Origin of the sequence: Collinsella aerofaciens (assembly GCF_005844325.1) — a bacterium.
Lineage (GTDB): Bacteria > Actinomycetota > Coriobacteriia > Coriobacteriales > Coriobacteriaceae > Collinsella > Collinsella aerofaciens_G.
On record NZ_SPFY01000002.1, the window covers coordinates 136,857 to 162,012 of the forward strand.

Below are 25,156 nucleotides of genomic sequence, written 5' to 3' on the forward strand. Positions count from 1 at the left end.
CATGACACCTCTCGCAAAACGTCTCCCGCGCGAGCTGCGCCGCAATATCGGTAAGTACCTGGGCATCTTTTTGCTTATGTGCGGAAGCATTGCCCTTACATCGGGCTTTTTGCTCGCGGCGCATTCCATCGGCTGCCTTATCGACGACATGCGCGATGCGTACGCGATCGAGGACGGCCGCGTGACCACCTCCTTCGAGGCCACCAAAGACCAGCTCAAGGCAGCCGAGGACGCGGCAGACGACGTCGGTGGCGTCACGCTCTACAAGAATTTCTCCATCGATGCCATCATCAAAAAGACCGCCGGCGACGATGGAACCAAGCGCACGCTGCGCACCTATGCGCACCGCACCAAGGTCGATATCGCGTCCTACTGCGAAGGCAGGCAGCCTAAGGCGGACGATGAGGTGGCAATCGACCGTGTCTTCGCCACCAATAACAACCTGTCCGTGGGCGATAAAGTCGAGCTCGAGGGTCGCACCTACACCATCTGCGGCATCATGACCCAGCCCGATAGCCAGGCGCTGTTCCTCAACAATTCGGACTTTACGGTGAACACCATCACGTACGGTGTGGCCGAGGTCACCGACGCCGGCTTTGCCGCGCTTAAGGACGCCGGCGGCGCGCCTGCCTACACCTACTCCTTTACCTTTACCGATCGCGATCTCTCCACCGCGGATCGCGTCGATGCGGAGCAGGATATGGTGGAGGCGCTCACCGATGCCGACGCACGCGTGGATGACCTCATCGACGCCGATTCCAACCAGGGCATTGGCTACGCGCGCGACGACGTAGACGGCGACTCCATGATGTGGATGACGCTGCTCGACATCATCATCGTGATCATGGCGTTCGTCTTTGTGGTCCTTACCGACGCCACCATCGAGGAGGAGAGCGCCATCATCGGCACGCTGCTCGCCAGCGGCTATCGTCGACGCGAGATCGTGCTGCACTACCTTGCGCTTCCCGCCATCGTGGGCGTGGTCGCGGTGCTTTTGGGCACTGCGCTCGGCGTCGTGTTCTTTACCGAGCCCATGCGCAGCCTCGATTACGGCTCGTACAGCCTGCCGCCCTTCCAGGTGTACTGGAGCTGGGAGATCTTTGTGAAGTGCGCCGTGGTTCCCGCCGCTGCGCTCATCCTCATCACGCTGGTGGGTCTGCTTCGCAAGATGGGCAAGACGCCGTTGCAGTTTCTTCGCCACGAGGCGAGCGGCAAGTCTGGCACCAAGCGCGGCCTGCAGCTGCCGGAGCGCATGGGCTTTGTCTCGCGCTTCCGCCTGCGTATCTTCCTGCGCAACCTGGGCAACTTCGCCACGCTCTTCGTGGGCATTGCGTTTGCCTCGCTGCTGCTGCTCTTTGGCCTGGCGATTCTGCCCACGATGACGCACTACGCGGACAACCTCGAGACGAGCCTGGTCGCCGAGCACCAGTACACGCTCAAGGCTCCGCTGGAGCTCGAGGGCACTGCCGAGGAGCGCGAGCAGTGGTCGGCACTCGAGTGCTTGCAGTCGGTTGACGGCGCGCTGCTTTCTGCCGCCCAAGATGCCGATGACGAGCTCGACGACGCGGCCGATGCGGCGCAGGCGGCAGCCGATGCCGCGACCGCATCCCCGTCTGCCGAGAGCCTGGCTGCGGCGCAGGACGCGCTCGCCAAGGTCCAGGACAAGAAGGATGCGCTTTATGCGCGCCTCGATGACCTTGCCGATGCTCTCGGCTGCGACCACGATGAGGCTATCGACCTGATCGACAAGGCCTCTAAGATCGACACTGACAACGACGATATCCACCCGGTCAATACGACCGATAACGGCGCGGGCGCAATCGCACAGGCCGAGAAATACGCCGTCTACCAGCTGCAATACGACCGCGGCGACGGAAATGGCGAGGAGACGATTTCCATCTACGGCATCTCGCCCGATTCGCGCTACTGGAAAGGACTGGACGTCAGCGACGGACGCGTCGTCTTTGGCGGTGGCTTGCTCGACAAGTTTGGCTGGAGCGAGGGTCAGAAGGTTAAGCTTCGCGACAAGTACGAGGGCGAGAATTATTCCTTTGAGTACGTGGGCAAGGACTGCGTTTGGGGCTCTAAGTCGGATATGAATGTCTATATGAGCATCGAAGACTTTAACGAGCTGTTTGACAACGATGCGGCCTACTTTAACGGCTACGTGAGCAACGAGAAGCTCGACCTCGACGCGCGCTACTTTGCCGGCGATACCACGCCCGACGACATGCGCGCCGTGGGCGACCAGTTCATCGGCATGATGAGCAAAATGATCGGCATGATGGTTGGGCTTGCGGTGTTCATCTTCTTGCTGTTTATGTACCTGCTGACCAAGGCTGTGATCGACCACAGCGCCCGTTCGATCAGCTACATGAAAGTCTTTGGCTATCGCGATAGCGAGATTTCGCATCTGTACATCCGCTCGATCACGTTGTGCGTGGCAGCGTCACTCGTGCTGAGCCTGCCGGTCATTATTGGCTCGCTAACGGCCATCTTCCGCTCGATGCTGCTCGCCTATAACGGCAATATCGAGATCTACGTGCCCGCTTGGTCCATGGCGGCGTGCGCAGGAATCGGCTTTGCGACCTACCTGGTCGTGGCGCTGCTGCACACGCGCTCCATCAAGCGCGTCAGTCTGGCCGAAGCCCTCAAAGTCCAAGAGTAGTCATTTAAGAACGTCCCCAATGACTAGGTGCCGTACTTGACTTTAACTCTGCTTTAACTGGTACCATCCTCTATGTCTGTAACGCCATATAGACCGAGGGGATAGATCTATGACCGCAACTGCACCCGCTAAGGTGTACTTCACCAACCTGCGCACGCATGCTCGCGAGAGCCAGCTCGACAAGCTCAAGCGCCTCATCCGTCACGCCGGTATCGAGCAGATCGACTTCGAGAACAAGTTCGTCGCCATCAAGATTCACTTTGGCGAGCTGGGCAACCTGAGCTTTTTGCGCCCCAACTACGCCCGCGCCGTCGCGGATGTCGTGAAGGAGCTGGGCGGCAAGCCCTTCCTCACCGACTGCAACACGCTCTATGTCGGTAGCCGCAAAAACGCGCTCGAGCACATCGATACCGCCTACCAGAACGGCTTTACCCCGTATGCTACGGGTTGCCAGATCATCATTGCCGACGGCCTCAAGGGCACCGACGAGGCGCTTGTTCCGGTCGAGGGCGGCGAGTACGTGCACGAGGCCAAGATCGGTCAGGCGCTCATGGATGCCGATATCGTGATCAGCCTCACCCACTTTAAGGGTCATGAGCAGGCCGGCTTTGGCGGCGCCATGAAGAACCTGGGCATGGGCGGCGGCAGCCGCGCCGGCAAGATGGAGCAGCATGCCGCCGGCAAGCCGAACGTCTCGACCGAGCACTGCGTTGGCTGCCGTGCCTGCGAAAAGATCTGCGCGCACGACGCTGTCTCGTTCAACGACACCCGCGAGCGCGAGCTTGCCAACGGCAACACCCGCACGGTGCACGTGGCCACCATCGACCACGATCGCTGCGTGGGCTGCGGTCGCTGCATTGCGGCATGCAACCAGGACTGCATCAAGCCCGGCTATGACGCCGCGGCCGACGTGCTCAACTGCAAGATCGCCGAGTACACCAAGGCCGTCGTCGACGGTCGCCCGAGCTTCCATATCTCGCTTGCCATGGATATCAGCCCCAATTGCGATTGCCATCCCGAAAACGATACGCCTATCGTCAACGACATCGGCATGTTCGCGAGCTTCGACCCGGTCGCCATCGACCAGGCCTGCGCCGATGCCGTCATGGCATCCGAGCCGCTGCCAAACACCGAGCTCACCGATAGCGCGGCCAAGATGGAGCACAACCACGAGCATCTGGAGGGCGAGCAGGCCAAGGATCCCTTCTGCATCACGCATCCCGACACCGACTGGCGCGTGTGCATCGCGCATGCCGAGAAGATCGGCCTGGGCACGAGCAAGTACGAGCTTATCGAGGTCAAGTAGCGCCTAGCTATTGGACAAAATAAGCGCCTTTGTAGCGTAAGTTGAGCAAAAGCCGCCCGTGAGCACAGCGCCCACGGGCGGCTTTTTGGAAGTGCGAGGAAAATCGAATAGCGCCGACCACAAACCGATTTTTGGCAACAAAACCCCAGACGTTGCTTTTTGCCTAAAAATACTCGTCGAGGAAGTCGTCGACCGTGTTCCAGTAGAGTTCGGGGTCGACCTGCGCGCTCTTGGCGTGGGTGGCGCCATGGACGGTGAGCTTTTGCTTGACCTTGCTGGCGCACGCGTCGTAGTTTTGGTCGAGCATGCTGTACGGCACAAAGGTGTCTTGGTCACCGTGGATAAACAGCATGGGAACCGTCGCGCGCTTGAGCTGTTCCACGCTGCTCGCCTTATGAAAGTCGTAGCCCGCGCGCACGTTGCACACCAAGTTTGCTACATCGAGCAAGGGAAAGCTGGGCAGGCCGAACACGTCCTTGAGCTGCAGAGAAAACTCGTCCCAAACACTCGTATAACCGCAGTCCTCGATAATGCATTTCACGTTTGCGGGCAGAGATTCCCCCGCGACGTTCATGGCGGTCGCCGCGCCCATGGATTCGCCAAAGACCAGGATGCGCGCCTTGGGGTCAGCCTGAACGATTCGCTCGATCCATGCGACGATGTCGAGGCGTTCGGGCCAGCCCATGCCGATATAGTCGCCGCCGGAGCGCTCGTGGGCGCGGGCGGCGGGTGCGAGTACGTTCATGCCGCGGTCGTGGAATCGCTTGACGTATCGGGCCATACCGATGGGCTCGTTGGTATATCCATGCAGGCAGACGGCGTAGTCGTGTGCGCTCTCCGACGCAGCAAAATACCAGGCGGCAAGCTCGGTCCCATCGTCCGCGGTGAGGCTGCTGCTCTCGCGGTTCTCCTTAAACCACGCCCGCGCCTCGGTATCCTCGGCATCCGGCTGCTCACCTTCTTTGTCGTTCTTGCTATCCTGCATCATCTTCATGGTGTATGGCGCGCGGGGATTCAGCGCGAAGTCAAACAGAAAGTTGCCGGCAAATCCGAGCAGCGCAACGACAACCACTAGTGCAACGATGCCGGCTATCTTGAGCTTTCGATGGGAACGTGCGTTTTGAGCCATGCGGTATTCTCCTATAAGATGTTAATACATCAACATTTAATGCAAGCGCATTATGGACGTTCGCCGTTGATGCGTCAACAGGCAAAGAATGGGTAAACAAAGGGTCACGTATGGTGCAAATTTCGCACGTACCTAGACGCTTTGATATAGTGTTGAGAACTCTTTACGTTGGAGGATGTAACCGGCATGTCCGATTCGAGCGACAGTTCTAAGCCGCGACCCAAGACCGCGGTCGTTCCACACTACACAGTGGGCGAGGAGATCATGAACTCCGTCACCCATGGTGTCGGCTGCCTGCTGGGTATCGCGGGCCTGGTGCTCCTGATCGTATTCGCCGCCCTGCGCGGCGGAGGCCCGGCCCATATGGCCGCGGCGATTGTCTATGGCGTCAGCATTATCCTCGAATACCTAGCCTCCACGCTCTACCACGCGATTCAGCCCGCGCGCGCCAAGCGCGTGTTTCGCATCATCGACCACAGCTGCATCTACCTGCTCATAGCCGGCAGCTATACGCCGTTTTGCCTCATCACGCTCGCAAACGACGGCGGCGCTGTGCTGTTCTTTGCCGTATGGGCCATCGCCATCATCGGCATCGCCCTCGAGTGCTTCCTACGCGAGCGCCAGCCGCATTGGGTAAGCGGCCTGGTCTACCTGCTGATGGGCTGGCTCGTTGTCTTTAAGCTGCCCGAACTTGTTGCGCTGCTCAATCCCGTGGCACTTGCCCTGCTCGCCGTCGGCGGCGTGTGCTACACCGCGGGCGTGCCGTTCTATATCGCCAAAAACGTGCGCTATCTGCACAGCGTGTTTCACCTGTGGGTGCTCGCCGGCAGCATCTTCCAGTTCATGGCGGTGATCCTCTTCGTAATCTAGCGACCATGCCTGCGCGCCCGCGTTCTCGTTTGGGCGCCGGTGCAATTGCCGTATCCGCCATCAACGTTTTAACCTGACGTCCCGAATCTTGGAGGTTCGAGAAACTCCCGATGGACATAACCATCTCCCTTATCACCACCCTCGTTTTGACCCTCATCAACGGCTACTTCTCTATGTCCGAGATGGCGCTCACCACGGCCAAGCGCGCCGTGTTGGAGCACGAGGCCGAGGAAGGCGACAAGCGCGCCGAGCGTGCCATTAAGCTGGCTGCCGACTCCGACCAGCTGCTCGCCACCATCCAGGTCGCCATCACGCTCGTGGGCTTCGCCTCGTCCGCCGTCGCCTCGACGAGTCTGTCCGACCCGCTCGCCACGTGGCTCATGAGCTTTGGCATCGCGCCGCTCTCCGCCATCGCGCGCGGCCTGGCGCCGGTCATCATCACCGTCGCGGTCGCCTTCGTGTCCATCGTGATCGGCGAGCTTGTGCCCAAGCGCATCGGCCTGGCCAACGCCGAAGGCGTGTCCAAGCAGGTCGTGGGGCCGTTGTCGTTTTTCCAAAAGATCGCTCGTCCGCTCGTGTGGCTGACCGGCGCTTGCTCCGATGGCCTGGCCCGCATCCTGCGCATCAAGAGTGCCGACGACCGTCAGAACGTCTCGGAAGAAGAGATCAAGTACATGGTCTCGGAGCAGGACGACCTGCTCGACGAGGAAAAGCGCATGATCCACGAGATCTTCGACCTGGGCGACACCGTTGCCCGCGAGGTCATGGTGCCGCGCGTGGACACCACCATGTGCGAGGACGACGAGACGGTCGCCGACGTGCTGTCCACCATGCGCCAGACCGGCTTCAGCCGCATCCCCGTCTATCACGAGGATCCCGACAACGTCGCCGGCATTGCGCACATCAAGGACCTGATCCAACCCGCGCTCGACGGCAAGGGTGACCAGCCCATCGCCGGCTTTTTGCGCGACGCCACCTTTGTGCCCGACACCAAGGACATCCTGCCGCTACTGTCCGAGATGCAGACCTCGCACGACCAGATCGTGGTGGTCGTGGACGAGTACGGCGGCACGGCCGGCATTATCACCATCGAGGATATCGTCGAGGAGATCGTCGGCGAGATCGAGGACGAGTTCGACCCCGACAACAAGTATCTCACGCGCCTTTCGCGCCGCGAGTGGCTCGTTGATGGGCGTTTTTCGTGCGATGACGCGATTGAGCTTGGTTGGCCGCTCGAGGAAAGCGATGATTATGAGACCATCGCCGGCTGGATTTTGGAGCTTTGCGACTCGGTGCCCGACATCGGAGAGGTGTTTGAGGTCGCGGGGTACAAGTTTAAAGTGCAGTCGATGCGTGGCCAGCGCATCTCGCTCATTCGCGTGATCGCTCCGGCCGAAACCGATAAGAAGGATTCCGAGTCTTCGGTAGACGAGCCGACGACGTCGGGTGCGGGTTCCGCGAATCCGCACGACGGCGACGAGTAGGACAAGGAAGAGTAGGGGAGAGTTATGGCAGGCCTGTTCAACATCCTTAAGGTCACCGTCAGTGAGGACAAGATCTGCGCGCATGTGCTGGTGAACCCCGGCATGCCGCTCATGACCTCGGAGGACATCGAGGCCACGGCGCGCGTGTACTACCTGGTGCCCGCGATTGCCAAGCACCTGTGCCTGGGCGATTCCGGCCGCGAGTTCCAAGACTGCATGGGCCAGACCGAGCTCTGCCACCTGTTGGAGCACGTGACGGTTGAGCTCATGAACGAGACCGGTCTTGCCGGTAGCATCTCGTGCGGCCGCACCCGCGTAAGCGAACACGATGAGCGTGTCTTTGAGGTTGAGCTTTCGTGCCCCGACGACGCACTGGCCATCGGCGCGCTGTCTTCGGCCACCTTTATGATGGATTGGGCCTATCTGCACGCCGACCAGCCTACCCCCGACGTGGAAGGCACGGTCGCGGGCCTGCGCAACCTGGTGCTGGGCATGCGCGCCGAGGCCGAGGGCAAGGATCCTCACGAGGCCGTCGCCGCTGCGAACGGCGAAGATGCTGCCGAGGACGAGGGCGCTGACGAGGGCGATGTGCCGGTCGACCCCGAGCCCGCTGCCGATGTGACCGCCGAGCCCGTTCCCACCGAGCCCCAGGGCGTCCCCAACTTTGACGACGAGCCCCAGGTGGCGATCGATACCGAGGGCGCGGTTGCCGAGAACCACGAGGCTTCCGCGGCTGTCTTTGGCGGCGCGGCGACGGTTCCGGCAGGACCTGCGCATGAGGGCGGCCTGCCGCTCGTGGACGGCGCCGGCGAGGACCCGGGTGCCACAGTGGCCATGCCGGCTATGCCTCAGGAGTAGGCCTACTCGTTTATCACCATCACGTACCTGCGCTTTTGCCGTACGCAGATGAGCGGAGCGGCAAGTGATGCGCTGCGGGTATAATGGACAGCATTCAAACGGTGGGCACCGACGTGCCCGCAGGAGAGGAATGATCATGGGTAAGACTTTCAGCTTTGTCTCCGGCGCACTTTTTGGTGCCGCTGCCGGCGCTATTATCGGCGTTGCTCTGGCCCCGCGCTCGGGCGCCGAGACCCGCGCCATGGCTGCCGATATCGCCAACGACGCCTGGGACAATATGCGCGACACCTACGAGCACGGCGCCGAGGAGGCCCGTGCTGCGGTGAATGACTTTGGCCCGATGGTCGACGCCAAGACCGACGACCTGCGCGCCAAGGTCGACCTGGCCCGCGAGCGCATGGACCAGCTGCGCGAGCAGCTCAACGACGCCATTTCGGGCGGCAACGTGACGCCTGCCGCCGACGTCGTGGTCGAGAACGCCGTCGAGGCTGATACCGAGGCTGCGGAGCCCTCGACCGAGGCATAATGCGCGCTGGGGATTTTGTCGGCGCCAAGATCTATCGCAAGCCTACCGAGGACAAGCGCACCAAAAAGGACGGCACGCCGCGCAGCCCTAAAAAGCTCGGAAAGATTCACTTTCCGGTCTTTACCCCGGGCGGTACGCGCGTGGTCGGCTTTATGGTCCGCCAGTCCGATATCGCGGGCATGATCGAGCGTCCCGACCGATTCGTGGCGCTCGACGCCATTGGTGTCTACGAGGGCGCCATTGCGGTTGATGACGTCAAGGACACGTACGATGCCGCCGCCGCCAAGCGCCTCGACATCAACCTGGACGATTGCATCATCTGGGTCGGTATGGACGTGCGCACGGAATCGGGCGACGTCGTGGGCTATTGCTCGGATGTTGAGTTCAAGCCACGCTCGGGCATCGTGCAGGCATTCTATGTGACCGCCGGTGCTGCTTCGAGTGTTTTGGTTGGTGACACGCAGGTGCCGCCGACGATGCTGCGCGGCTACGAGAACGGCGCGATGGTCGTCTCGGACGAGGTCAAGTCGCTCGGGTATTCGGGCGGTGCGGCTGCCAAGGCCGCCGAGGCCAGCGTCGTGGTGGGCGACAAGGTCAAAAAGGGCGCCAAGGTGCTCGACGACAAGGGATCGGTTGCCGTGGACAAGGGCAGTCGCGCACTGGGCAAGCAGCTCGGCAAGACGCGCGGCATGTTCAAGGCCTTTAAGGACGAATACCAAAAGGCGAGCGGAGGCTCGTCAAAAGCTACAAAATAGCGACGTACCAAATGATGGGAGGCAAGCCGGAGACCTGTTGCTCCGGCTTGCTGTGTTTATGGGGGAGGGCACATGCGCCAAAACGGATCCAACTTAAACGGGCGTTCGGGTGCGCGTCCGACGGCGCGCCGCGACCTGGGGCAGCTGCCTAGCGGTCAGCGCAAGCGTCACCGTAAGCCCGGCGCGATGTATCTCAACCATAGCCGCGGCTTTAGCGATCGCAGCGCTCGCATCGGCAACAGCCGCACACCCCGTCGTTCGTCTCGCCTGCCCTATGCGCTCATCGCCGTGGGTTGCGCGCTCGTGCTGTTTATCGCTGCCGTCGTGGGCTACGTCAACCGCAGCGTGGACGTGGAGCTCAACGGCCAGAAGACCGCGGTGCGCGTGGGCTCTACGCTGCAGAATCTCATCGACGAACAGGATTTGACTGACACCTACGACGCAGGCGACCTGCTGGCCGTCGATGACAGTGTGCTCAAGCGCCATGGAGGCGAAAAGCTGTCGGTGAAGGTCGACGGCAAGCGCGTGAAGCAGGGCAAATGGGATAGCCGCGAACTCGAGGGTGGCGAGAAGGTGACGGTCAAGAATGGCCGTAACACCTACGAGAAACACGAGGTTCAGGCTACGGTTATCGAGCCCAAGCTCAAGGTCGAGGGCACGGGCGCTATCGAGTATGTGCAGACGTGGGGTGTCCAGGGCCGCTCCGAGGTGTGGGTTGGTGAGCAGTCGGGCAAGACGCAGGATCGCGGCGAGGTTGTGCCCGCCACCGATTGCGTTGTTGCGTGCGCCAGCGTGGCGCCCAAGGGCAACAAAAAGTACGTGGCGCTGACGTTTGACGAGGGTCCGAGCGGCGCCACCAAACAGATCTTGCAGGTGCTCAAGGAAAAGGGCGTCACCGCGACGTTCTTCCTTTCGGGCGATGCGGTCGAGGCCTCGCCTGCCACGGCCAAGGCGATTGTCGATGCCGGGTGCGAGATCGGATCCAACAGCTACAGCGACGATTCGCTCAAGGGTCAGGACCGTGAGGCGGTACGCGAACAGATCACGAAAGGCACCGATGCGATTAAGTCGGCGACCGGCGTGAAGACGATGCTACTGCGTGCTCCCTACGCTGCCTTTGACGAGCAAAACTGGATTGATGCGATGGACCTGGTCTCCGCCGTGGTCTCGTGGAATATCGACTCGGGCGACTGGCTACTCAACGGTGCCGACGAGCAGGTCTCGACGGTGCTCGATTCGGTGACGCCGGGCAATATCGTGCTGCTCACCGATAGAGACGAATGCGCCGAGCAGACGCTCGAGGCGCTGCCGCAGATTATCGACGGCCTCATCGCCGACGGCTACAAGATCGTGACGCTCAGCGACCTGGTCAAGACGGACACGTCGCTGAGCAAAAAGCTCACCTCGCTGACGAAGGCCACCATGCCCAAGGACGCTGTGCTCCCCCAACTTGCCGAGGACAATGACACCACAGAGTAGTTATTGGGTAGTCATTTAAGAACGTCCCCAATGGCTATGTCACGGATACGTCAGCGTTTGGTATGCCTGCAATGTGCAGCGCATAAATTCGATGCCGCAGGGCGATGCTGATGCTATAGTTACTGCGGTTAATGAGGGTCAAGAGAAAGGTTACAGGTGAAATCCAAACCTCGACCATACAGTCGATGACCCCATGCAGGTGCTTTTTGCGCATGCACGGGGTGTAAGCGTCGAGCGGCGTGCAGCCCGCGCATGCGTATACATATCCAGAAGCCCCCGGACGTCGCACATGCGGCCGCGTTCGGAGGAATAATGATGGGGAGCACCATTGAATTATCTGAGTGAGATGCTCAAATTGCCGGTCTTGGACGTCGATGGCGAAAAGCTCGGCGTGGTCAACGATTTTGGCATTGCTACCGGCGAAGTTTTTCCGCACGTGACGTCGCTCGCGTTCCGCGGACCCGGCAAGACGCCGTTTATGATCAGCTGGCGCAAATGGGTCGACCGTATCGACGAGACGGGTGTACACCTTAAGACGTCGGCCACCGAAATCCGTTTTTCGTACCTGCAGCCGACCGAACTCTTGCTTGCCCGCGACGTGCTCAACAAGCAGATTGTCGACACGCAGGGCATGAAGGTCGTGCGCGTAAACGACATCAAGTTTTCCATGTCGGGCGAAAACCAGCTGCGCCTGCTGGGCGCCGAGGTCGGTGCTCGCGGTCTGCTACGCGCCATCAGCCCCGCGCTCGAGCATATCGTCGAAGGCTTTATGAAGCACCTGGGCAAGCCACTCAGTGAGGACATCATCGCTTGGTCCTACATGGACCTGCTCGACCGCTCGACCAAGAACATTCAACTCTCGGTGTCGCACAAGACGCTCGGCGAGCTGCACCCTGCCGACATCGCCGACATTATCGAGCAGCTCGACCCGCGCCTGCGTGCGCAGGTGTTTGCACAGCTCGATACTGCCCAGGCCGCCGAGGCCATCTCGGAGTTCGATGACGACGAGCTTATGACCGAGATGCTCGAGGGTCTGTCCGACACGGACGCATCGTCGATGCTGGCCATGATGGACCCGGACGACGCCGCCGACCTGATCGACGAGCTCGATTACGAGAAGGCCGAGAAGCTCCTGCGCCTGATGGGCGTCAAGGAGGAGAAGGCGATTCGTAACCTGCTGGGCTATGAGGACAACACCGCCGGCCGCATCATGACCTCGGAGTTTGTCTCGCTGCCCGCCACGGCGACGGTCGGCGATGCCATCGAGGCGATTCGCAAACTCGATGAGGACTTCGAGAGCGTCTACTACGTCTATACCGAGGATCCGAGCGGCATGCTGACCGGCGTGCTTTCGCTGCGCACGCTGATCGTAGCCGACCGCGACGCCACGCTGGGTCAGCTGGCCTATCGCGACCTGGTCTATGTGTCGCCCGACGAGGACCAGGAAGACGTGACGGACGAGATGACCAAGTACGACCTGGTTGCCATCCCTGTCTGCGACGAGAACCGTCATATCCTGGGTATCGTGACCTTCGACGACGCCATGGACGTTATCGCCGAGGAGCATCAGGAGGACCTGCAGATCGCCGGTGTCGGCTCGGGCGATAGCGCGTCGGACGACTCGACGAACGTGCTCAGCTGGTTCGTGCATCGTCAGTACTGGGTCGTCGTGTGGGGCATCGCCTCGTGCATTATGGCGACGGTGCTGGGGACGGCGCTGGGCTCCGCGCATCTGGTGGTGTTCCCCATGTGCGCCATGCCGCTCGTGCTGCTGGCGGCCTCGCGCATGGTGTCGTTCGTCAAGAACTACTTCCTCGAGTACGACGGTCACGACGACGAGCCCAAACCGTACCTGGGATTCTTCTTCCAGAGCACGGGTATGGGCCTGATCCTTTCGCTTGTTACTTACCTGTGCGCGCAGCTGGTGCGCACTGCCGCGTTCCCCGATGCGCCCATGTTTGAGGAGCAACTCTTTACCGGGTGCTTTAATATCGCTGCCATCATTTGCCTGGTTGGCAACATGAGCGCCGTGATTTACCTGATGGTGCTGTTCTGGCGTGACGAGCATGACCTCAACACGTCGGGCACCGCCATGAACGTTATTGCCGTCATGATCTCGTGCGTAGCGTACTGCGCCGCTGCGGTGCTGCTCACCATGTCGGTCATGGGTTAGGTGGTCGCGTGCAAAATACCAAGCAAAAGTCGGGCACCAAGCAAAAGTTGACCATCGCGGCCATCTTTGGCGCTATGGGTCCCGGTCTGCTGGCGGCGCTTTCGGGCAATGACGCCGGCGGCATTGCAACGTATTCCAGCGCGGGCGCCAGCTATGGCTACAAGATGCTCTGGATGCTTCCCGTCATGACTGTGCTGCTCATCGTGACGCAGGAGACCGCGGCACGCTGCGGCTGCGTCACGGGCAAGGGCCTGGCATCGCTCATTCGTGAGCGCTTTGGCGTGCGCAAGAGTGTACTTGCTATGGCGGCGCTGTTGATCGCCAACACGGCTGTTACCATTTCGGAGTTTGCGGGCATCGCCAGCGGCCTTGCTCTCTTTGGCGTGCCGGCGAGCATTTCGGTGCCGTTGGTGGCGCTGCTGGTGTGGATGCTTACCATGTCGGGTAGTTTCCAGCGCATCGAGAAGATTCTGCTGCTGGTGAGCTGCGTGTTCGTGACCTATATTGTCGCCGCGTTTATGGCTGGCCCCAACTGGGGTGAGGTCGCGGTCGACCTGGTCGTGCCTAACATTCAAAATGACCCCAGCTACGTGTCGCTCGTGGTCGCGACGATCGGTACCACCATCGCGCCGTGGATGATTTTCTTGGCGCAGAACAACGTGGTCGATAAGAACGCGGGCGAGGACGATATCGTGCTGCAGCGCATCGATACCGTGAGCGGCTCGCTTGCTGCCGATGTCATTGCCGGCTTTATTATCATCACGACCGGTACGGTGTTGTTCCCGGCGGGCATTCAGATTAGCGATGCTGCCGATGCTGCCCGCGCGCTGGAGCCTATTGCGGGTCAGTGGTCCACGGTACTGTTTGCCTCGGGCCTGGTCGCGGCGAGCTTCTTGGCTGCCTGCGTGCTGCCGGGCGTTACGTCGAGCGCTATCTGCGAGGCATTTGGCTGGGAGCGCGGTGCCGACCGCAGCTGGGACGAGGCCCCGGTCTATCGCGGCATCATTACGGCCATCATCGGTATCTCTGCCGTGCTGGTGCTTATGCCCGGCGTCGATCTGTTCCAGATTATGATGACCTCGCAGGTCATCAATGGCGTGCTACTGCCCGTGGTTCTGGTGTTCCAGGTGGTTATCGCCGCCGAGCGTCACATTATGGGCGCCAACCGCAACGGCCGCGTGTGGAACGTGCTCACTTGGGCGACTATCGGCGTGATTACGGCGCTCACGGTCGTCATGTTTGTCCTGCAAGCGATGGGCTACAGCGCTTAACGCCCACTTTTGCTTCCGAACAGGCCGCAGCGATGGACTGCGGCCTGTTTTTTGCCCGCGACCTCTTGGGGCCGGCTCGAAAAGAGTGATTTTGGGTTGTTTGCTGCGGGCTATTTGTCGGTGCCCAGCTTGTGCGGCTTGAAGGCAAGCGCATTGACGAGTGCGTCGGTGGCAGACTTGACGGCTGCCGGCTGCGGATCGTTGACGTGATCCTCGGGATGCACGGGCAGGTCCTTCTTGACGGCATCGTGGATCAAGTTGAGGTACTCAGTCACGCCAGTGGTCGATAGGTGCGTGCCATCGCCATCGAACAGGTCGTTGCGGTTGGCGCTGTATCCGTACCAGTCGATAACGCGCACGTTCTTGTAGCGCGTAGCGGCGTTAGCGATGGCCTGGTTGGTAGAGCCAACCCACGGCTGCGGGCTGCGCGTGTTCACAAACACCACAATACGCTTATCTCCTGCATCGTCCATGATGGCGTCGATCTGGTCGTCGGTTACCAAGCCGTTGGTGCCCAGTGCAAAGACCACGATCTTGCCGGCAAGGTTCTGCTGGATATAGCCCTCAAATGTCGCGCGGCCCGCATCAAACTGGCGGCCCTTTTCGGCATCGATATGGCTGTGCGAGAACACACCGTCAAAGGTGTCTACGGCACGCAGCGACACGGAGTCGCCGATCATAAGCAGATCGTAGGAGCCATCGGGGAAGCCGTCGTTGTCCTTGTCGGTGTCGTCGGCCGCCTGCTGGTCGGTGGGCGCGGTGTTCTTGGCTTCCTTGTTGAGGACTTCGGCGCCCTCGCCGCTCAGCGCAGACGTCTCGGGCACAAAGATCAGGCCGCCCAGTGCAACGACCAATACGACAGCGCAGGCTGCGCAGACGGGGACGTGCGTGCGTGCCCAGTTGGCGGGCGTGGTGGTGCCATCGCGGAATTCGGCAACGGTGCGCCCAAAGCCGCCCTTCCTAAACGGCGTCTCGATAAAGCGATATGAGCATTCGGCCACGGCGACCACCAACAGCACCTGCAAAATGTACTGCCACCACGGTGTATCGTTGATGTTGGCGACCGGGTTCATGAGCAACAGCAGGGGATAGTGCCACAGGTAGATGCTGTACGAGCGCTTGCCAACCCATACGAGCGGCTCGGCGGACAGCGCGCGGGCAACTATTCCCTGGGGCTGCACGCAGGCCGCGATGACCATGAGTGTGAGGATCGAGCACAGCAGCGTGCCTCCGCGATACTGGAACGCGGTGTAGCCGTTGGTGAGCGCGACCATGGCGGCAAGGCCAACCAGACCCACGAGGCCCAACACATCGATGGATGCGGGCGAGGACCAAAAGCGCACGAGGGCGCTCGGCTGTGCCGGGCCGGTCTCGGCTGATTCGTCGGCCTTCTCGCCAGGCTTGCCCTCGGCGTTCTTGCCGTGCTTGGCGGCGCCGGCCAGGCGATTGAGCCCCAAACGACGAGCGAGACGCACCGGCGCCAGGTCGCGATCGGGGATAAAGGCCATCCAGGCACCCAGCAGCAGCGAGAACACGCGGGTGTCGGTGCCGTAGTACACGCGGCTGGGGTCGGCGGCAGGGTTGTAAAGCACCATCATGGCAAGGGCAGATACCGCGGCAAGGCCCAGAACCACGCGGCGCGTGTTGGGCTTGCTCATGTGCATGGATACCATAGCGAGCAGCAGCGGGGGCCAAACCAGGTAGAACTGTTCCTCGATGGCGAGCGACCAAAAGTGCGTAAGCGGCGAGGGATCGCCCAGGGCGTTGAAGTACGAGACGTTTTGGGCAATCTGCCACCAGTTGTTGAAGAACAGCAGCGACGGCAGGATATCGGGGCGCATCTTGGTGAGCATCACGTGGTTGAAGACGGTGCACAGCGCACAGGTCACCACCACGACGGTCACCACGGCGGGGACCAGGCGACGGATGCGGCGGATCCAGAAGCTCTTGAGGTCGATACGGCCGGTCTTAGCGACTTCGTTGAGTAGCAGGCGTGTGATCAGATAGCCCGAAAGCACAAAGAAGATCGTGACGCCGAGCAGACCGCCCTGCGCCCACGTGAGGTTGAGGTGATAGAGCACCACCGCGACGACGGCAAGCGTGCGCAGGCCGTCAAGGGCAGGGATGTAGCGGGACTTGGGGCGAGCAGGCATCTGCTCCGCGGCGGGAGTGTTGGCGCGGCCCGCGTTGTTGGCAGAAGCGCGATGGGGGCTCGTGGTGCGTCGCGGCTCGTTGGCACGGCGTTCGCTCTTCACGCGTTCGTGCGGCGCCGGCTCGTTGCCCGTGCGGCGTCGACCGCGCGAGCCCGATTGCGAGAATTGTTCCATAAAACATCATCCAATGACGAGAATAATCAGCACGTATTCATTGTAGCTGCCTGCTCCTGTGAATGCTTGCTGCTGGCGCAACCTCAAGGGTGCGTTCACATCAAAGTGAACTAAAGTTATAGAGGTGCGAAGGCGCGCAATCGACGGTCGACGGTGGGTGCAAAGCCCGCAGATGAGGAGGTTTCCATGGCAGATCGCGGCATCGTTGCGGTGTTCGGCAGCATGAACATGGACCTTTCGGTGGCGTGCGAGCGCATACCGCGCGCGGGCGAGACCGTCGGCGGCAGCGGGTTTATCACCAACGCCGGCGGCAAGGGCGCCAATCAGGCCGTAGCTGCCGCGCGTATGGGCGCGTGCACGCACATGATCGGCGCGGTCGGTCGCGACGCGTTCGGCGCGTCGCTCGTGGTGGGGCTCCAAGACGCCGGCGTGGACTGTGACTTTGTAGTGCATCGCGATGACGTGGAGACGGGAACGGCGACCATCGTTCGCTGCGAGGGCGACAACCGCATCGTACTGTCACCGGGCGCCAACCATGCGCTTGCGGGCGCGGACGTTGCCTGCGCGCTGAGGCGTCTGGTGGCTCATGAGCTCGACGGCGACGCCAGCGAGATTGCCCCGGCTGCCGGAAGCGTCTTTATCGCCCAGGGCGAATGTGACCTTGCAGCGACGGCCGAGGCGCTTGTTTGCGCTCACGAGCTGGGGTTCTATACGGTCTTTAATCCAGCGCCCGCCTGCGAGCTGCCTGCGGAGGTCTGGCCTGCGGTCGACTTGGTCTGCCCCAACGAGACCGAGTGCCAGGTGCTGACGGGCATTCTGCCCACGGATGACGCGAGTTGCGTCACCGCGCTCAATGCGCTGCTCGACAAGGGTGCCGGAGCTGCGGTCATCACGTTGGGCGGTGCCGGCTCGGTTACGCTCGGCGATGGCGGTGAGCTGCTGCGCATGCCGGCACTTTCGAGTACGGTAGTCGATACCACGGCCGCCGGCGATACGTTTATCGGCGCGTTGGCGGCGGCTCGCCTAGAGGGCTTGCCGCTCTTTGAGTGCATGGCCGCGGGTGCTCGCGCCTCGGCAGTGACGGTGTCGCGCCTGGGCGCTCAGCAATCGATTCCCACGCGCGCCGAAGTTGAACATTGGTTTGGTTAAACGATAAAGACGGAGAAGCGGAGTAGAACAATGGCAATCAAGAAGCTGATCCTTGATCTGGATATGGGTGTTGACGATGCGATGGCGCTGGCCTATGCCATCGCGAGCCCCGAGGTGGAGCTCGTGGGCATCACCACGTGCTTTGGTAACGTGCGCGTCGAGCAATCGGCGCACAATTGCCTGGCGGTGCTCGATCTGCTGGGTCGCCCCGAGGTTCCGGTGTACCTGGGTGCCGACCGTCCTCTGCAAGCGACTGAGCCCTATACGCCGCCGGCGTCCACCGCGCTCATTCACGGCAAGAACGGCATCGGCGGCGCGAGCGTGCCCGCGTCGCCCTACGAGCCGGTGGGGGCGACCTCGGCCGACGGCAACGCTGCGGTCGATTATCTGATCGATGCCGCGCGCACCTATGGTCCCGATCTGGTCTACGTAGCGACTGGCCCGCTCTCCAACCTGGCGCTCGCCCTGGAGCGCGATGCGGCGGCGATGATGTCCATCGGCCGCGTGGTCGTGATGGGCGGCGCCCTTACCGTGCCCGGCAACGTGAGCGCGGGCGCCGAGGCCAATATGGCGAGCGACCCCGAGGCAGCCGACGCGGTGCTGCGCTCGGGCCGTAAGCTCACCATGGTGGGTCTGGACGTGACGCATCGCGTGGTGCTCACACGCCGCGACATTGCCGGCTGGACGGGCTCGGGCACCATGGCGGGCTGCGCATTTGCGAGCATGGTCGAGCACTACATTGGCTCGTACGAGATGAACGCACCCTACCTGGGTGGTTGCGCGCTGCACGATCCGCTGGCCGTTGCCGTGGCGATCGACCCCACGCTCGTAGGTGCGCTCGGCTGCAACCTGCGTGTTGATCTGCTGGGCGAGTACCGCGGTCGCACCATCTGCGATGAGCGTCGCCTGTCCGATCCGGACAAGAGCGCGCTTGTGGCACTGACCGTGGATGCTCCGCGCTTCCTGTCCGAGTTCAAGACGCGTATGGCCCGTGTCCTAGGCTAGGCTCGGGATCGAAGCACGCCCATCTGCTCGATGTGGCCGCTGGCGGGCCGACATCTACCGTTCGCCAGCCCGATGGTCCCCGGGGCGGGGAGAGCGCTATAATGCATTTTGCATCTTGGATTGTTACTCCTGTGTGGAGGCATGCCCAAGAGCAATACAACACGGATTGTTACGTAAGGCATGACCGCAATAGCACTGCTATTGGCTATCATGCCTTTTTCTGTGAGTGTTCTTGAAAGGAGGTTCACCATGCTTGCAATTAAAAAGCTTAACAACAACGCGGTTCTTTGCCGTGACGGACAGGGGCGAGATGTCATCGCCATGGGCAGGGGCGTCGGTTTCGGCGGAGATTTTCCTCGAGAGCTCCCTCTTTCTAAAATCGAGCATACGTTTTACGACATTGATCCTAAAGGACAAGATGTCATGAGGGATCTTCCCTCGGATATCGTGATGTTTGCGGCGAAAGTTATGGACATCGTTGCCAACGAACTGCCCTACGACCTCTCGACCAATGCGACGCTGTTCATGGCTGATCACCTGTCGTTTGCCGTTGCGCGAGCCCAAAAGGGGGTCCGCATCGCGATGCCTCTTGCCTATGAAGTGCGGGAGACGTATCCGAAGGAATACAAGGCTGCCCAGTTTATCGTCATGCGACTCGAGAAGGAGCTCGGAGAGCGGCTTCCCAAGGATGAGATTGCCAGTATTGCGATGAATCTCGTGAACGCACGGGTTGTTGAAGCCGTCAAAGCCACGGCCGAGCCCACAAAGCAGTTCGACGATATGCTCGAGGACGTTATCGAGATTCTCGAAAGCGATTTCCGCATTATTGTCGACCGCGATTCCTTTGATTTCACCCGCTTCGCCACGCATCTGCGGTACCTGTTCAAGCGCATTCAAGCCGGCGAGTCGCTGAACAGCGCCAACATGCAGATGTACAAGAACTTTCGTGAGGAGTTTCCGCAGTTGGCAGAGTGCGTGAAGCATATCGGTTCCTATTGTCGTGAAACGTGGGACGCCACGCTCTCCGAGGAGGAGGAACTCTATCTGATGATCCATCTCAACCGGATCATCTCCAAAAAAGGATTGTAACCCGTAGCCATTCGGGGCATGACCTTTGCCGATTCGAACAGTAAGCCAAGATTGTGCAAAGGAGCCAATGATGGCAAATTACAAAAAGGTGGCAGAGCAGATTCTCTCCACTGTGGGCGGGGCGGAAAACGTGGCTTCGGTTACGCATTGCATGACGCGCCTGCGCTTCAGCCTCAAGGATGAAAGCCTCTCGAATGATGAGAAGCTTGAGGACATCTCGTCTATCATCAGCGTCGTGCACGCCGGAGGGCAGGTGCAGCTGGTGATCGGGCCCACGGTCGACAAGGTCTACGACGAGGTTTGTAAGCAGGGCGGATTCGAGGTCACGGTATCGATTGACGAGGAACTCGATGGCCCTCAGCTTAGCTGGAAGGAGCGCTTGGCGCCCAAGCACCTCTTCAATCAGCTGCTCGATGCCGTGAGCGGCGCTATCACCCCGATCCTTCCGATCTTTTGTGTCGCCGGTATCTTCAAGATGCTCGTTATTCTGTTTGGGCCCGAAGGCGCCGGTTTTATGTCCGAAACGAGCGACCTGTATCGGATCCTTTCCCTGGTGGGCGATGCGGCGTACTATTACTTCCCGGTATTTGCTGCCTACAGTTCGGCTAAGAAGTTCAAAACGAGCCCTGTGCTGGCACTGCTCATCGCCGTTGTGATGATTTACCCCGACATGCTCGCTATTGTTGAGGACGGAAAGCCTTTCAGCGTCTTCGGCATCCCCATGCAGCTCGTCAACTACACCCAGGCTGTTCTTCCGGTCATCTTGATCACCTGGGCCCAGTCCTATGTTGAGCGCTTCTTTAAGAAGATCTCGCCTGATATGTTGCGCGTTCTGATCGTACCCGTGGGTACGGTGCTCGTGATGTTGCCGGTCGCGCTGTGCCTCTGCGGCCCTGCCGTCCAATTTGTCATGGGCCTTGTGGCCGATTTCATCATTTGGCTCGCCTCTGTTGCCGGTCCCGCTGCGACCGCGGTTATCGGCGCATTCTGGAATCTGATCATCGCCACCGGCATGCACGTGCCGATCTATACCGCCATATTGCCCGCCGCGCTCCAGAACGGTTACGACGCCATCTTATACCCCGGCGCCGCGGTTGTAGCCTACACCACGCTTGCCATCGCGCTCGCCTATGGCCTGCGCGCTAAGGACAAGGAGAATCGAGCCACGGGCTGGAACTTGTTCATCACCTATGCCTTCGGTCGCGTGAGTGAGCCCATCATCTACGGCATCCTGTTTCGCGACAAGAAAGCTCTTGCCTGGAACATGATTGGTGGTGCTGTCGGTGGTCTGCTGGTAAGCCTTCTTCATGCCAACGTCTATATCTTCACTGGCGTTGGTTTCCCATGGATGAACGTGCTCATGTTTGCTCAGGATATCATCCCCGGCACCATCGGGTGTCTTGCTGGCGGTGCCGTGACGTTTGCGTTGGCGATGGTTTTTGGATTTGAAGGACAGGAGAAGATGCCGTTGAAGTCCAAGAGCGGCGATTCTGAGGCTGTTGAATCCGTCGAGGCATAAGAGGCTACTGCACAAATATGCTCCCCAGCCGTTGCGCGGTCCGACCCCTTGGCCGCGCAACGGTACTGTGCTGTTGCGCGGCACTTGCCGAGTCCGTTGCGTTCGACAGCGTGGGCCGGGAATTTGATAGAAAGGACGACACCATAATGTTTAGAGAAGATTTTTTATGGGGCGGGGCTCTGGCTGCAAACCAGTGCGAGGGAGGATGGAACGAAGGCGGTCGCGGTTTAGCCAATTCCGACATGCTGCCGTTTGGCGATCAGCGCATGGACGTCATGCGGGGAGACCTTGATCCGCGTGCGTTGGCACCCGACAGCTTCTATCCCGCTCGCAAAGGCATTGATTTTTACCATAGGTACAAGCAGGATATTGAACTGTTTGCCCAGATGGGTTTTAAATGCCTGCGCTTATCGATCGCCTGGAGCCGCATTTTTCCCAAAGGAGACGAAGCCGAGCCCAATGAAGAAGGCCTTGCCTTTTACGAGGATGTTTTTAGGACGTGCCGCGCGCATGGCATTGAGCCTTTGGTGACGCTCAACCACTATGATGTCCCCATGCATCTCGTCGATGCGTATGGCGGATGGCGCGATCGCAGGTTGGTCGACCTGTTCGATCGATATTCGCGTACCGTGTTCGAGCGCTATCGGGGATTGGTCAATTATTGGCTGACCTTTAACGAGATCAACATCATGACGCAGGCGTGCTTTATGGCGGCGGGGATCATCTTCGAGCAAGGGGAGAATCGCTATGCAACGGTTCACACGGCCGTGCACCATGTATTGGTTGCGAGTGCCCGTGCGGTCGGGGCGTGTCATGAACTGTGCCCCGGGGCGAAGATCGGTTGCATGCTCAACGCAGGTGTCTTCTATCCGGCTACATGTGATCCGGACGATGTGCTGGCTGCGCAGGCTGAGAATCGCAGCCATTACATGTTTACCGACGTCCAGGTGCGCGGTGCGTACCCGAGCCATGTTCTCAAGGAATACGCCCGCCATGGTTTTGAGGTGCCCTATCGGGATGATGACCGCGAAGTACTGGCTGCAAACCTGGTCGATTTCGTCTCGTTTTCGTATTACTCGACGCGCGTCGCAAAAGCGCATGCGGAAGGTCAGTTCGATTCGAACCTTCTTCGCTCGGCGCCTAATCCGTATCTAAAACAGGAGCCTTGGGGGAGGTTTATCGACCCCAAAGGGCTGCGCGTCACCATGAATGAAATCTGGGATCGCTATCAAAAGCCGCTGTTCATCGTCGAAAACGGTTTGGGTGCTCCTGATGTGCCGGAAGATTCGGGTGAAATAGAAGACGACTATCGAGTTGAATACCTGCGGGCCCACATCGAGGCGATGAGGGAGACCGTCGAGCTCGACGGGGTGGAACTCATGGGATATACCTGTTGGGGCCCGATCGATTTGGTTTCGGTCGCCACAGGACAGATGCGTAAGCGCTACGGGTTTATCTATGTCGATCGAGACGATAGCGGTGCGGGCTCGTTTGAGAGACGTAAAAAGAAAAGCTTCGAATGGTACCGACGCGTAATAGCAAGCAATGGCGAAGACCTTGCGTAATAACGTTAAGATGGACAAATGCGCCCGTTGGGGGAATAGTCGTGCCACTTCGCCTGACAACAGGCTAAACTAGCTATTAAACATTTACTATTCTGTTTAGATTGAATTTGCGGTCGTTTAGTTGCCGAGCCACGGGGCGGTCAAGCCACGATGCTCGGCCGCGACCGATGCTAGGGGGAACGATGGCTAAAGCAAGCGTCCGCGAGATCAGCCGCATTACCGGCTTTTCGCCCGCAACCGTGTCCAACGCGCTCAACCGCAAGCGCAGCGTGAGCGAGGAGACCGCCAAGGTCATCCTGGAGTGCGCGCAGTCGCTTGGCTATCAGCAGTCGACGCAGCTCGAGAGCATCCAGTTTGTGCTTGCGCGCAAGACGGGCGCCATCCTGGACGAGAGCACCTTCCATCCCGCGGTCATCGAGGGCGTGGAGCGCCAGGCGCGTCGCCACGGCATGAGCACGAGCTTTGTCTCGCTCGACTTTAGCGACCTGGACGCCGTGCGCCCGCAGGTCGAGGGCCTGATCGCCGACCCGTCGGCCGCCATCGTGCTGATGGGTACCGAGCTGGGCGAGGAGGACTACGCCCTGTTCGCCGACGCTGCCGCCCACCTGATTGTGCTCGACGGCTGGAGCGATCGCCAGTACTTCGATGCCGTAGTCATCGCCAACACCGATTCGGTGCTGCGTGCCGTGGACTACCTTATCGAGAAAGGCCACAGGCAAATCGGCTATCTGGCGGGCGACCTTCGGATCCGCAACTTTAAGGACCGCGAGCGCGGCTATCGCCAAGCGCTTGAGGACGCGGATCTTGAGGCCAACCCGACATGGCGCGTCACACTGGGCACCACGCTCGAAGGTGCTTATCGCGACATGGGCGCATGGCTCGACAGCGTCTCGCGCGACGACCTGCCGACGGCTTTCTTTGCCGAAAACGACGTGCTCGCCGTAGGCGCCATGCGCGCGCTGAACGAGCACGGCATACGTGTCCCCGAGGATGTCTCAATCATCGGCTTTGACGATCTGTCTCTGGGCGCCTTCTCCAATCCGCCGCTCACCACGGTGCACGTTCCCAAGCACGAGGTGGGCGAGATCGCGGTGCGCCGCCTGGTGGGCAACATCCGCAATCCCAAGAGCTATACCTGCAAGACGGCCGTATCGACCTATTTTGTCGAGCGCCAAAGCGTGCGCGAGATCTAGTCGGAACGGCGCCAGACCCCAGAGCGGAAAAGTCCTTCTAGATTACCTAGAATGATTTTTCTGGGACGGGGATTTAAAACTCATTGATCCCCGTCCCGGGTAGCTCATTTGGGACGGGGCTTTTTTGACTGGTATGATTGGTGCGACCATTCGAACCAGCTAAAAGAGCCCCGTCCCAATTTAACTACCGAGAGGATCTGCCATGGAGCGTATCGCGAGTTTTTCCGTTGACCATCTGCTGCTCGAGCCCGGCGTGTATGTGAGCCGCATCGACCGCGATCCGGCGACCGGCGCCGCCGTCACCACCTTTGACCTGCGCCTGACCACGCCCAATAAGGAGCCGGTCATGAACACGGCCGAGTGCCACACCATCGAGCACCTGGGTGCCACGTTCCTTCGCAATCATGCCGAGTGGTCGAGCCGCATTGTCTACTTTGGTCCCATGGGCTGCCGCACAGGCTTTTACCTGGTTGTTTTTGGTGAGCTGACGAGCGAGGAGATTCTGCCGCTCGTGCGTGAGCTGTTCGAGTTTGTCGCCAGCTTTGAGGGCGATGTCCCCGGTGCTGCTCCTGAGGAGTGCGGTAACTACCTGGACCAGAACCTCCCCATGGCAAACTGGCTCGCACGCCGCTACCTTGACCGCGACCTGGCCGATATCGACGAGAAGCACCTGCACTATCAGCAGGCGTAAGGCTGCTGGCAGGAATAGCGTTTGCGCCAGAAGCGCTCCCGCTCTGAACTGCACCCCAAAACCTGGACGGCTTAAATAAGAACTACGCCGCAAGGGACT

At 60.5% G+C, this 25,156-nt stretch carries 19 protein-coding genes; 17 read left to right on the plus strand and 2 right to left on the minus strand.

Features of this window, described 5'->3' with window-relative positions; genetic code table 11:
• The first annotated feature begins 1 nt into the window (after window position 1).
• Together FGQ61_RS01440 and FGQ61_RS01445 are read left to right on the plus strand one after the other, a co-directional pair.
• Complete coding sequence (locus FGQ61_RS01440; protein ID WP_138374331.1) at window positions 2-2,668, plus strand: ABC transporter permease; 2,667 nt, start codon at window positions 2-4, stop codon at window positions 2,666-2,668.
• Between the two features lie 109 nt (window positions 2,669-2,777).
• Window positions 2,778-3,974, plus strand: a complete 1,197-nt coding sequence (locus FGQ61_RS01445) for a DUF362 domain-containing protein (protein ID WP_138374332.1) — start codon at window positions 2,778-2,780, stop codon at window positions 3,972-3,974.
• 163 nt (window positions 3,975-4,137) lie between these two features.
• On the opposite strand, the gene FGQ61_RS01450 is transcribed toward FGQ61_RS01445, so the two are convergent.
• The gene (locus FGQ61_RS01450; protein ID WP_138374333.1) at window positions 4,138-5,103 is read right to left on the minus strand and encodes an alpha/beta hydrolase; all 966 of its coding nucleotides are present in this window, start codon (window positions 5,101-5,103) and stop codon (window positions 4,138-4,140) included.
• A gap of 186 nt (window positions 5,104-5,289) precedes the next feature.
• On the opposite strand from FGQ61_RS01450, the gene trhA reads away from it, so the two are divergent.
• The 8 genes from trhA (at window position 5,290) to FGQ61_RS01490 (ending at window position 14,519) form a co-directional block, all read left to right on the plus strand.
• Complete coding sequence (gene trhA, locus FGQ61_RS01455; protein WP_006235740.1) at window positions 5,290-5,973, plus strand: PAQR family membrane homeostasis protein TrhA; 684 nt, start codon at window positions 5,290-5,292, stop codon at window positions 5,971-5,973.
• 110 nt (window positions 5,974-6,083) lie between these two features.
• Window positions 6,084-7,457, plus strand: a complete 1,374-nt coding sequence (locus FGQ61_RS01460; protein WP_055285343.1) for a hemolysin family protein — start codon at window positions 6,084-6,086, stop codon at window positions 7,455-7,457.
• A gap of 24 nt (window positions 7,458-7,481) precedes the next feature.
• Window positions 7,482-8,315, plus strand: coding sequence for a cyanophycin synthetase family protein (locus tag FGQ61_RS09665; RefSeq protein WP_229025833.1), 834 nt, complete (start codon window positions 7,482-7,484; stop codon window positions 8,313-8,315).
• Between the two features lie 136 nt (window positions 8,316-8,451).
• Window positions 8,452-8,841 (plus strand): YtxH domain-containing protein, encoded by a 390-nt coding sequence (locus FGQ61_RS01470; protein WP_117742967.1) that lies wholly within the window; start codon window positions 8,452-8,454, stop codon window positions 8,839-8,841.
• The gene (locus FGQ61_RS01475) at window positions 8,841-9,596 is read left to right on the plus strand and encodes a PRC-barrel domain-containing protein (protein ID WP_055252569.1); all 756 of its coding nucleotides are present in this window, start codon (window positions 8,841-8,843) and stop codon (window positions 9,594-9,596) included. Before FGQ61_RS01470 ends, FGQ61_RS01475 begins: the two co-directional genes overlap by 1 nt.
• Window positions 9,597-9,668: 72 nt before the next feature.
• Entirely contained in the window at window positions 9,669-11,075 is a 1,407-nt protein-coding gene (locus tag FGQ61_RS01480; protein WP_229025834.1) for a polysaccharide deacetylase family protein, read from the plus strand.
• A gap of 328 nt (window positions 11,076-11,403) precedes the next feature.
• Window positions 11,404-13,248, plus strand: a complete 1,845-nt coding sequence (locus FGQ61_RS01485) for a magnesium transporter (protein ID WP_117758587.1) — start codon at window positions 11,404-11,406, stop codon at window positions 13,246-13,248.
• Window positions 13,249-13,322: 74 nt separating this feature from the next.
• On the plus strand, window positions 13,323-14,519 hold the full coding sequence (locus FGQ61_RS01490; protein ID WP_138374346.1) for an Nramp family divalent metal transporter: 1,197 nt from the start codon (window positions 13,323-13,325) through the stop codon (window positions 14,517-14,519).
• A 110-nt stretch (window positions 14,520-14,629) separates the two neighbouring features.
• Here FGQ61_RS01490 and FGQ61_RS01495 read toward each other — a convergent pair whose 3' ends face one another.
• A complete protein-coding gene (locus FGQ61_RS01495) occupies window positions 14,630-16,846 on the minus strand; it encodes an acyltransferase family protein (protein WP_138374334.1) in 2,217 nt (738 codons plus the stop codon).
• A gap of 186 nt (window positions 16,847-17,032) precedes the next feature.
• On the opposite strand from FGQ61_RS01495, the gene FGQ61_RS01500 reads away from it, so the two are divergent.
• The 7 genes from FGQ61_RS01500 (at window position 17,033) to FGQ61_RS01530 (ending at window position 25,057) form a co-directional block, all read left to right on the plus strand.
• Window positions 17,033-17,995, plus strand: coding sequence for a ribokinase (locus FGQ61_RS01500; protein ID WP_138374335.1), 963 nt, complete (start codon window positions 17,033-17,035; stop codon window positions 17,993-17,995).
• A gap of 30 nt (window positions 17,996-18,025) precedes the next feature.
• Window positions 18,026-19,000 carry a nucleoside hydrolase gene (locus tag FGQ61_RS01505; RefSeq protein WP_138374336.1) on the plus strand — a complete coding sequence of 325 codons (975 nt, stop codon included), beginning with the start codon at window positions 18,026-18,028 and terminating at the stop codon, window positions 18,998-19,000.
• Between the two features lie 249 nt (window positions 19,001-19,249).
• Window positions 19,250-20,089 (plus strand): PRD domain-containing protein, encoded by an 840-nt coding sequence (locus FGQ61_RS01510; RefSeq protein ID WP_040360113.1) that lies wholly within the window; start codon window positions 19,250-19,252, stop codon window positions 20,087-20,089.
• Between the two features lie 70 nt (window positions 20,090-20,159).
• Complete coding sequence (locus FGQ61_RS01515; protein WP_138374337.1) at window positions 20,160-21,608, plus strand: PTS transporter subunit EIIC; 1,449 nt, start codon at window positions 20,160-20,162, stop codon at window positions 21,606-21,608.
• A 146-nt stretch (window positions 21,609-21,754) separates the two neighbouring features.
• Entirely contained in the window at window positions 21,755-23,173 is a 1,419-nt protein-coding gene (locus FGQ61_RS01520; protein ID WP_171021469.1) for a 6-phospho-beta-glucosidase, read from the plus strand.
• A gap of 182 nt (window positions 23,174-23,355) precedes the next feature.
• Window positions 23,356-24,366 carry a LacI family DNA-binding transcriptional regulator gene (locus FGQ61_RS01525; protein WP_171021470.1) on the plus strand — a complete coding sequence of 337 codons (1,011 nt, stop codon included), beginning with the start codon at window positions 23,356-23,358 and terminating at the stop codon, window positions 24,364-24,366.
• Between the two features lie 202 nt (window positions 24,367-24,568).
• Window positions 24,569-25,057 (plus strand): S-ribosylhomocysteine lyase, encoded by a 489-nt coding sequence (locus FGQ61_RS01530; protein ID WP_099432485.1) that lies wholly within the window; start codon window positions 24,569-24,571, stop codon window positions 25,055-25,057.
• Window positions 25,058-25,156: the final 99 nt, after the last annotated feature.

Bases quoted from the DNA above. Each gene is read 5' to 3' on its own strand.
- FGQ61_RS01445 (WP_138374332.1), top strand. From the start codon at position 2,778: ATGACCGCAACTGCACCCGCTAAGGTGTACTTCACCAACCTGCGCACG.
- FGQ61_RS01525 (WP_171021470.1), top strand. From the start codon at position 23,356: ATGGCTAAAGCAAGCGTCCGCGAGATCAGCCGCATTACCGGCTTTTCG.
- FGQ61_RS01460 (WP_055285343.1), top strand. From the start codon at position 6,084: ATGGACATAACCATCTCCCTTATCACCACCCTCGTTTTGACCCTCATC.
- FGQ61_RS01510 (WP_040360113.1), top strand. From the start codon at position 19,250: ATGCTTGCAATTAAAAAGCTTAACAACAACGCGGTTCTTTGCCGTGAC.
- FGQ61_RS01495 (WP_138374334.1), bottom strand. From the start codon at position 16,846: ATGGAACAATTCTCGCAATCGGGCTCGCGCGGTCGACGCCGCACGGGC.
- FGQ61_RS01530 (WP_099432485.1), top strand. From the start codon at position 24,569: ATGGAGCGTATCGCGAGTTTTTCCGTTGACCATCTGCTGCTCGAGCCC.
- FGQ61_RS01520 (WP_171021469.1), top strand. From the start codon at position 21,755: ATGTTTAGAGAAGATTTTTTATGGGGCGGGGCTCTGGCTGCAAACCAG.
- FGQ61_RS01470 (WP_117742967.1), top strand. From the start codon at position 8,452: ATGGGTAAGACTTTCAGCTTTGTCTCCGGCGCACTTTTTGGTGCCGCT.
- trhA (WP_006235740.1), top strand. From the start codon at position 5,290: ATGTCCGATTCGAGCGACAGTTCTAAGCCGCGACCCAAGACCGCGGTC.
- FGQ61_RS09665 (WP_229025833.1), top strand. From the start codon at position 7,482: ATGGCAGGCCTGTTCAACATCCTTAAGGTCACCGTCAGTGAGGACAAG.
- FGQ61_RS01450 (WP_138374333.1), bottom strand. From the start codon at position 5,103: ATGGCTCAAAACGCACGTTCCCATCGAAAGCTCAAGATAGCCGGCATC.
- FGQ61_RS01490 (WP_138374346.1), top strand. From the start codon at position 13,323: ATGGGTCCCGGTCTGCTGGCGGCGCTTTCGGGCAATGACGCCGGCGGC.
- FGQ61_RS01505 (WP_138374336.1), top strand. From the start codon at position 18,026: ATGGCAATCAAGAAGCTGATCCTTGATCTGGATATGGGTGTTGACGAT.
- FGQ61_RS01500 (WP_138374335.1), top strand. From the start codon at position 17,033: ATGGCAGATCGCGGCATCGTTGCGGTGTTCGGCAGCATGAACATGGAC.
- FGQ61_RS01475 (WP_055252569.1), top strand. From the start codon at position 8,841: ATGCGCGCTGGGGATTTTGTCGGCGCCAAGATCTATCGCAAGCCTACC.
- FGQ61_RS01515 (WP_138374337.1), top strand. From the start codon at position 20,160: ATGGCAAATTACAAAAAGGTGGCAGAGCAGATTCTCTCCACTGTGGGC.
- FGQ61_RS01440 (WP_138374331.1), top strand. From the start codon at position 2: ATGACACCTCTCGCAAAACGTCTCCCGCGCGAGCTGCGCCGCAATATC.
- FGQ61_RS01480 (WP_229025834.1), top strand. From the start codon at position 9,669: ATGCGCCAAAACGGATCCAACTTAAACGGGCGTTCGGGTGCGCGTCCG.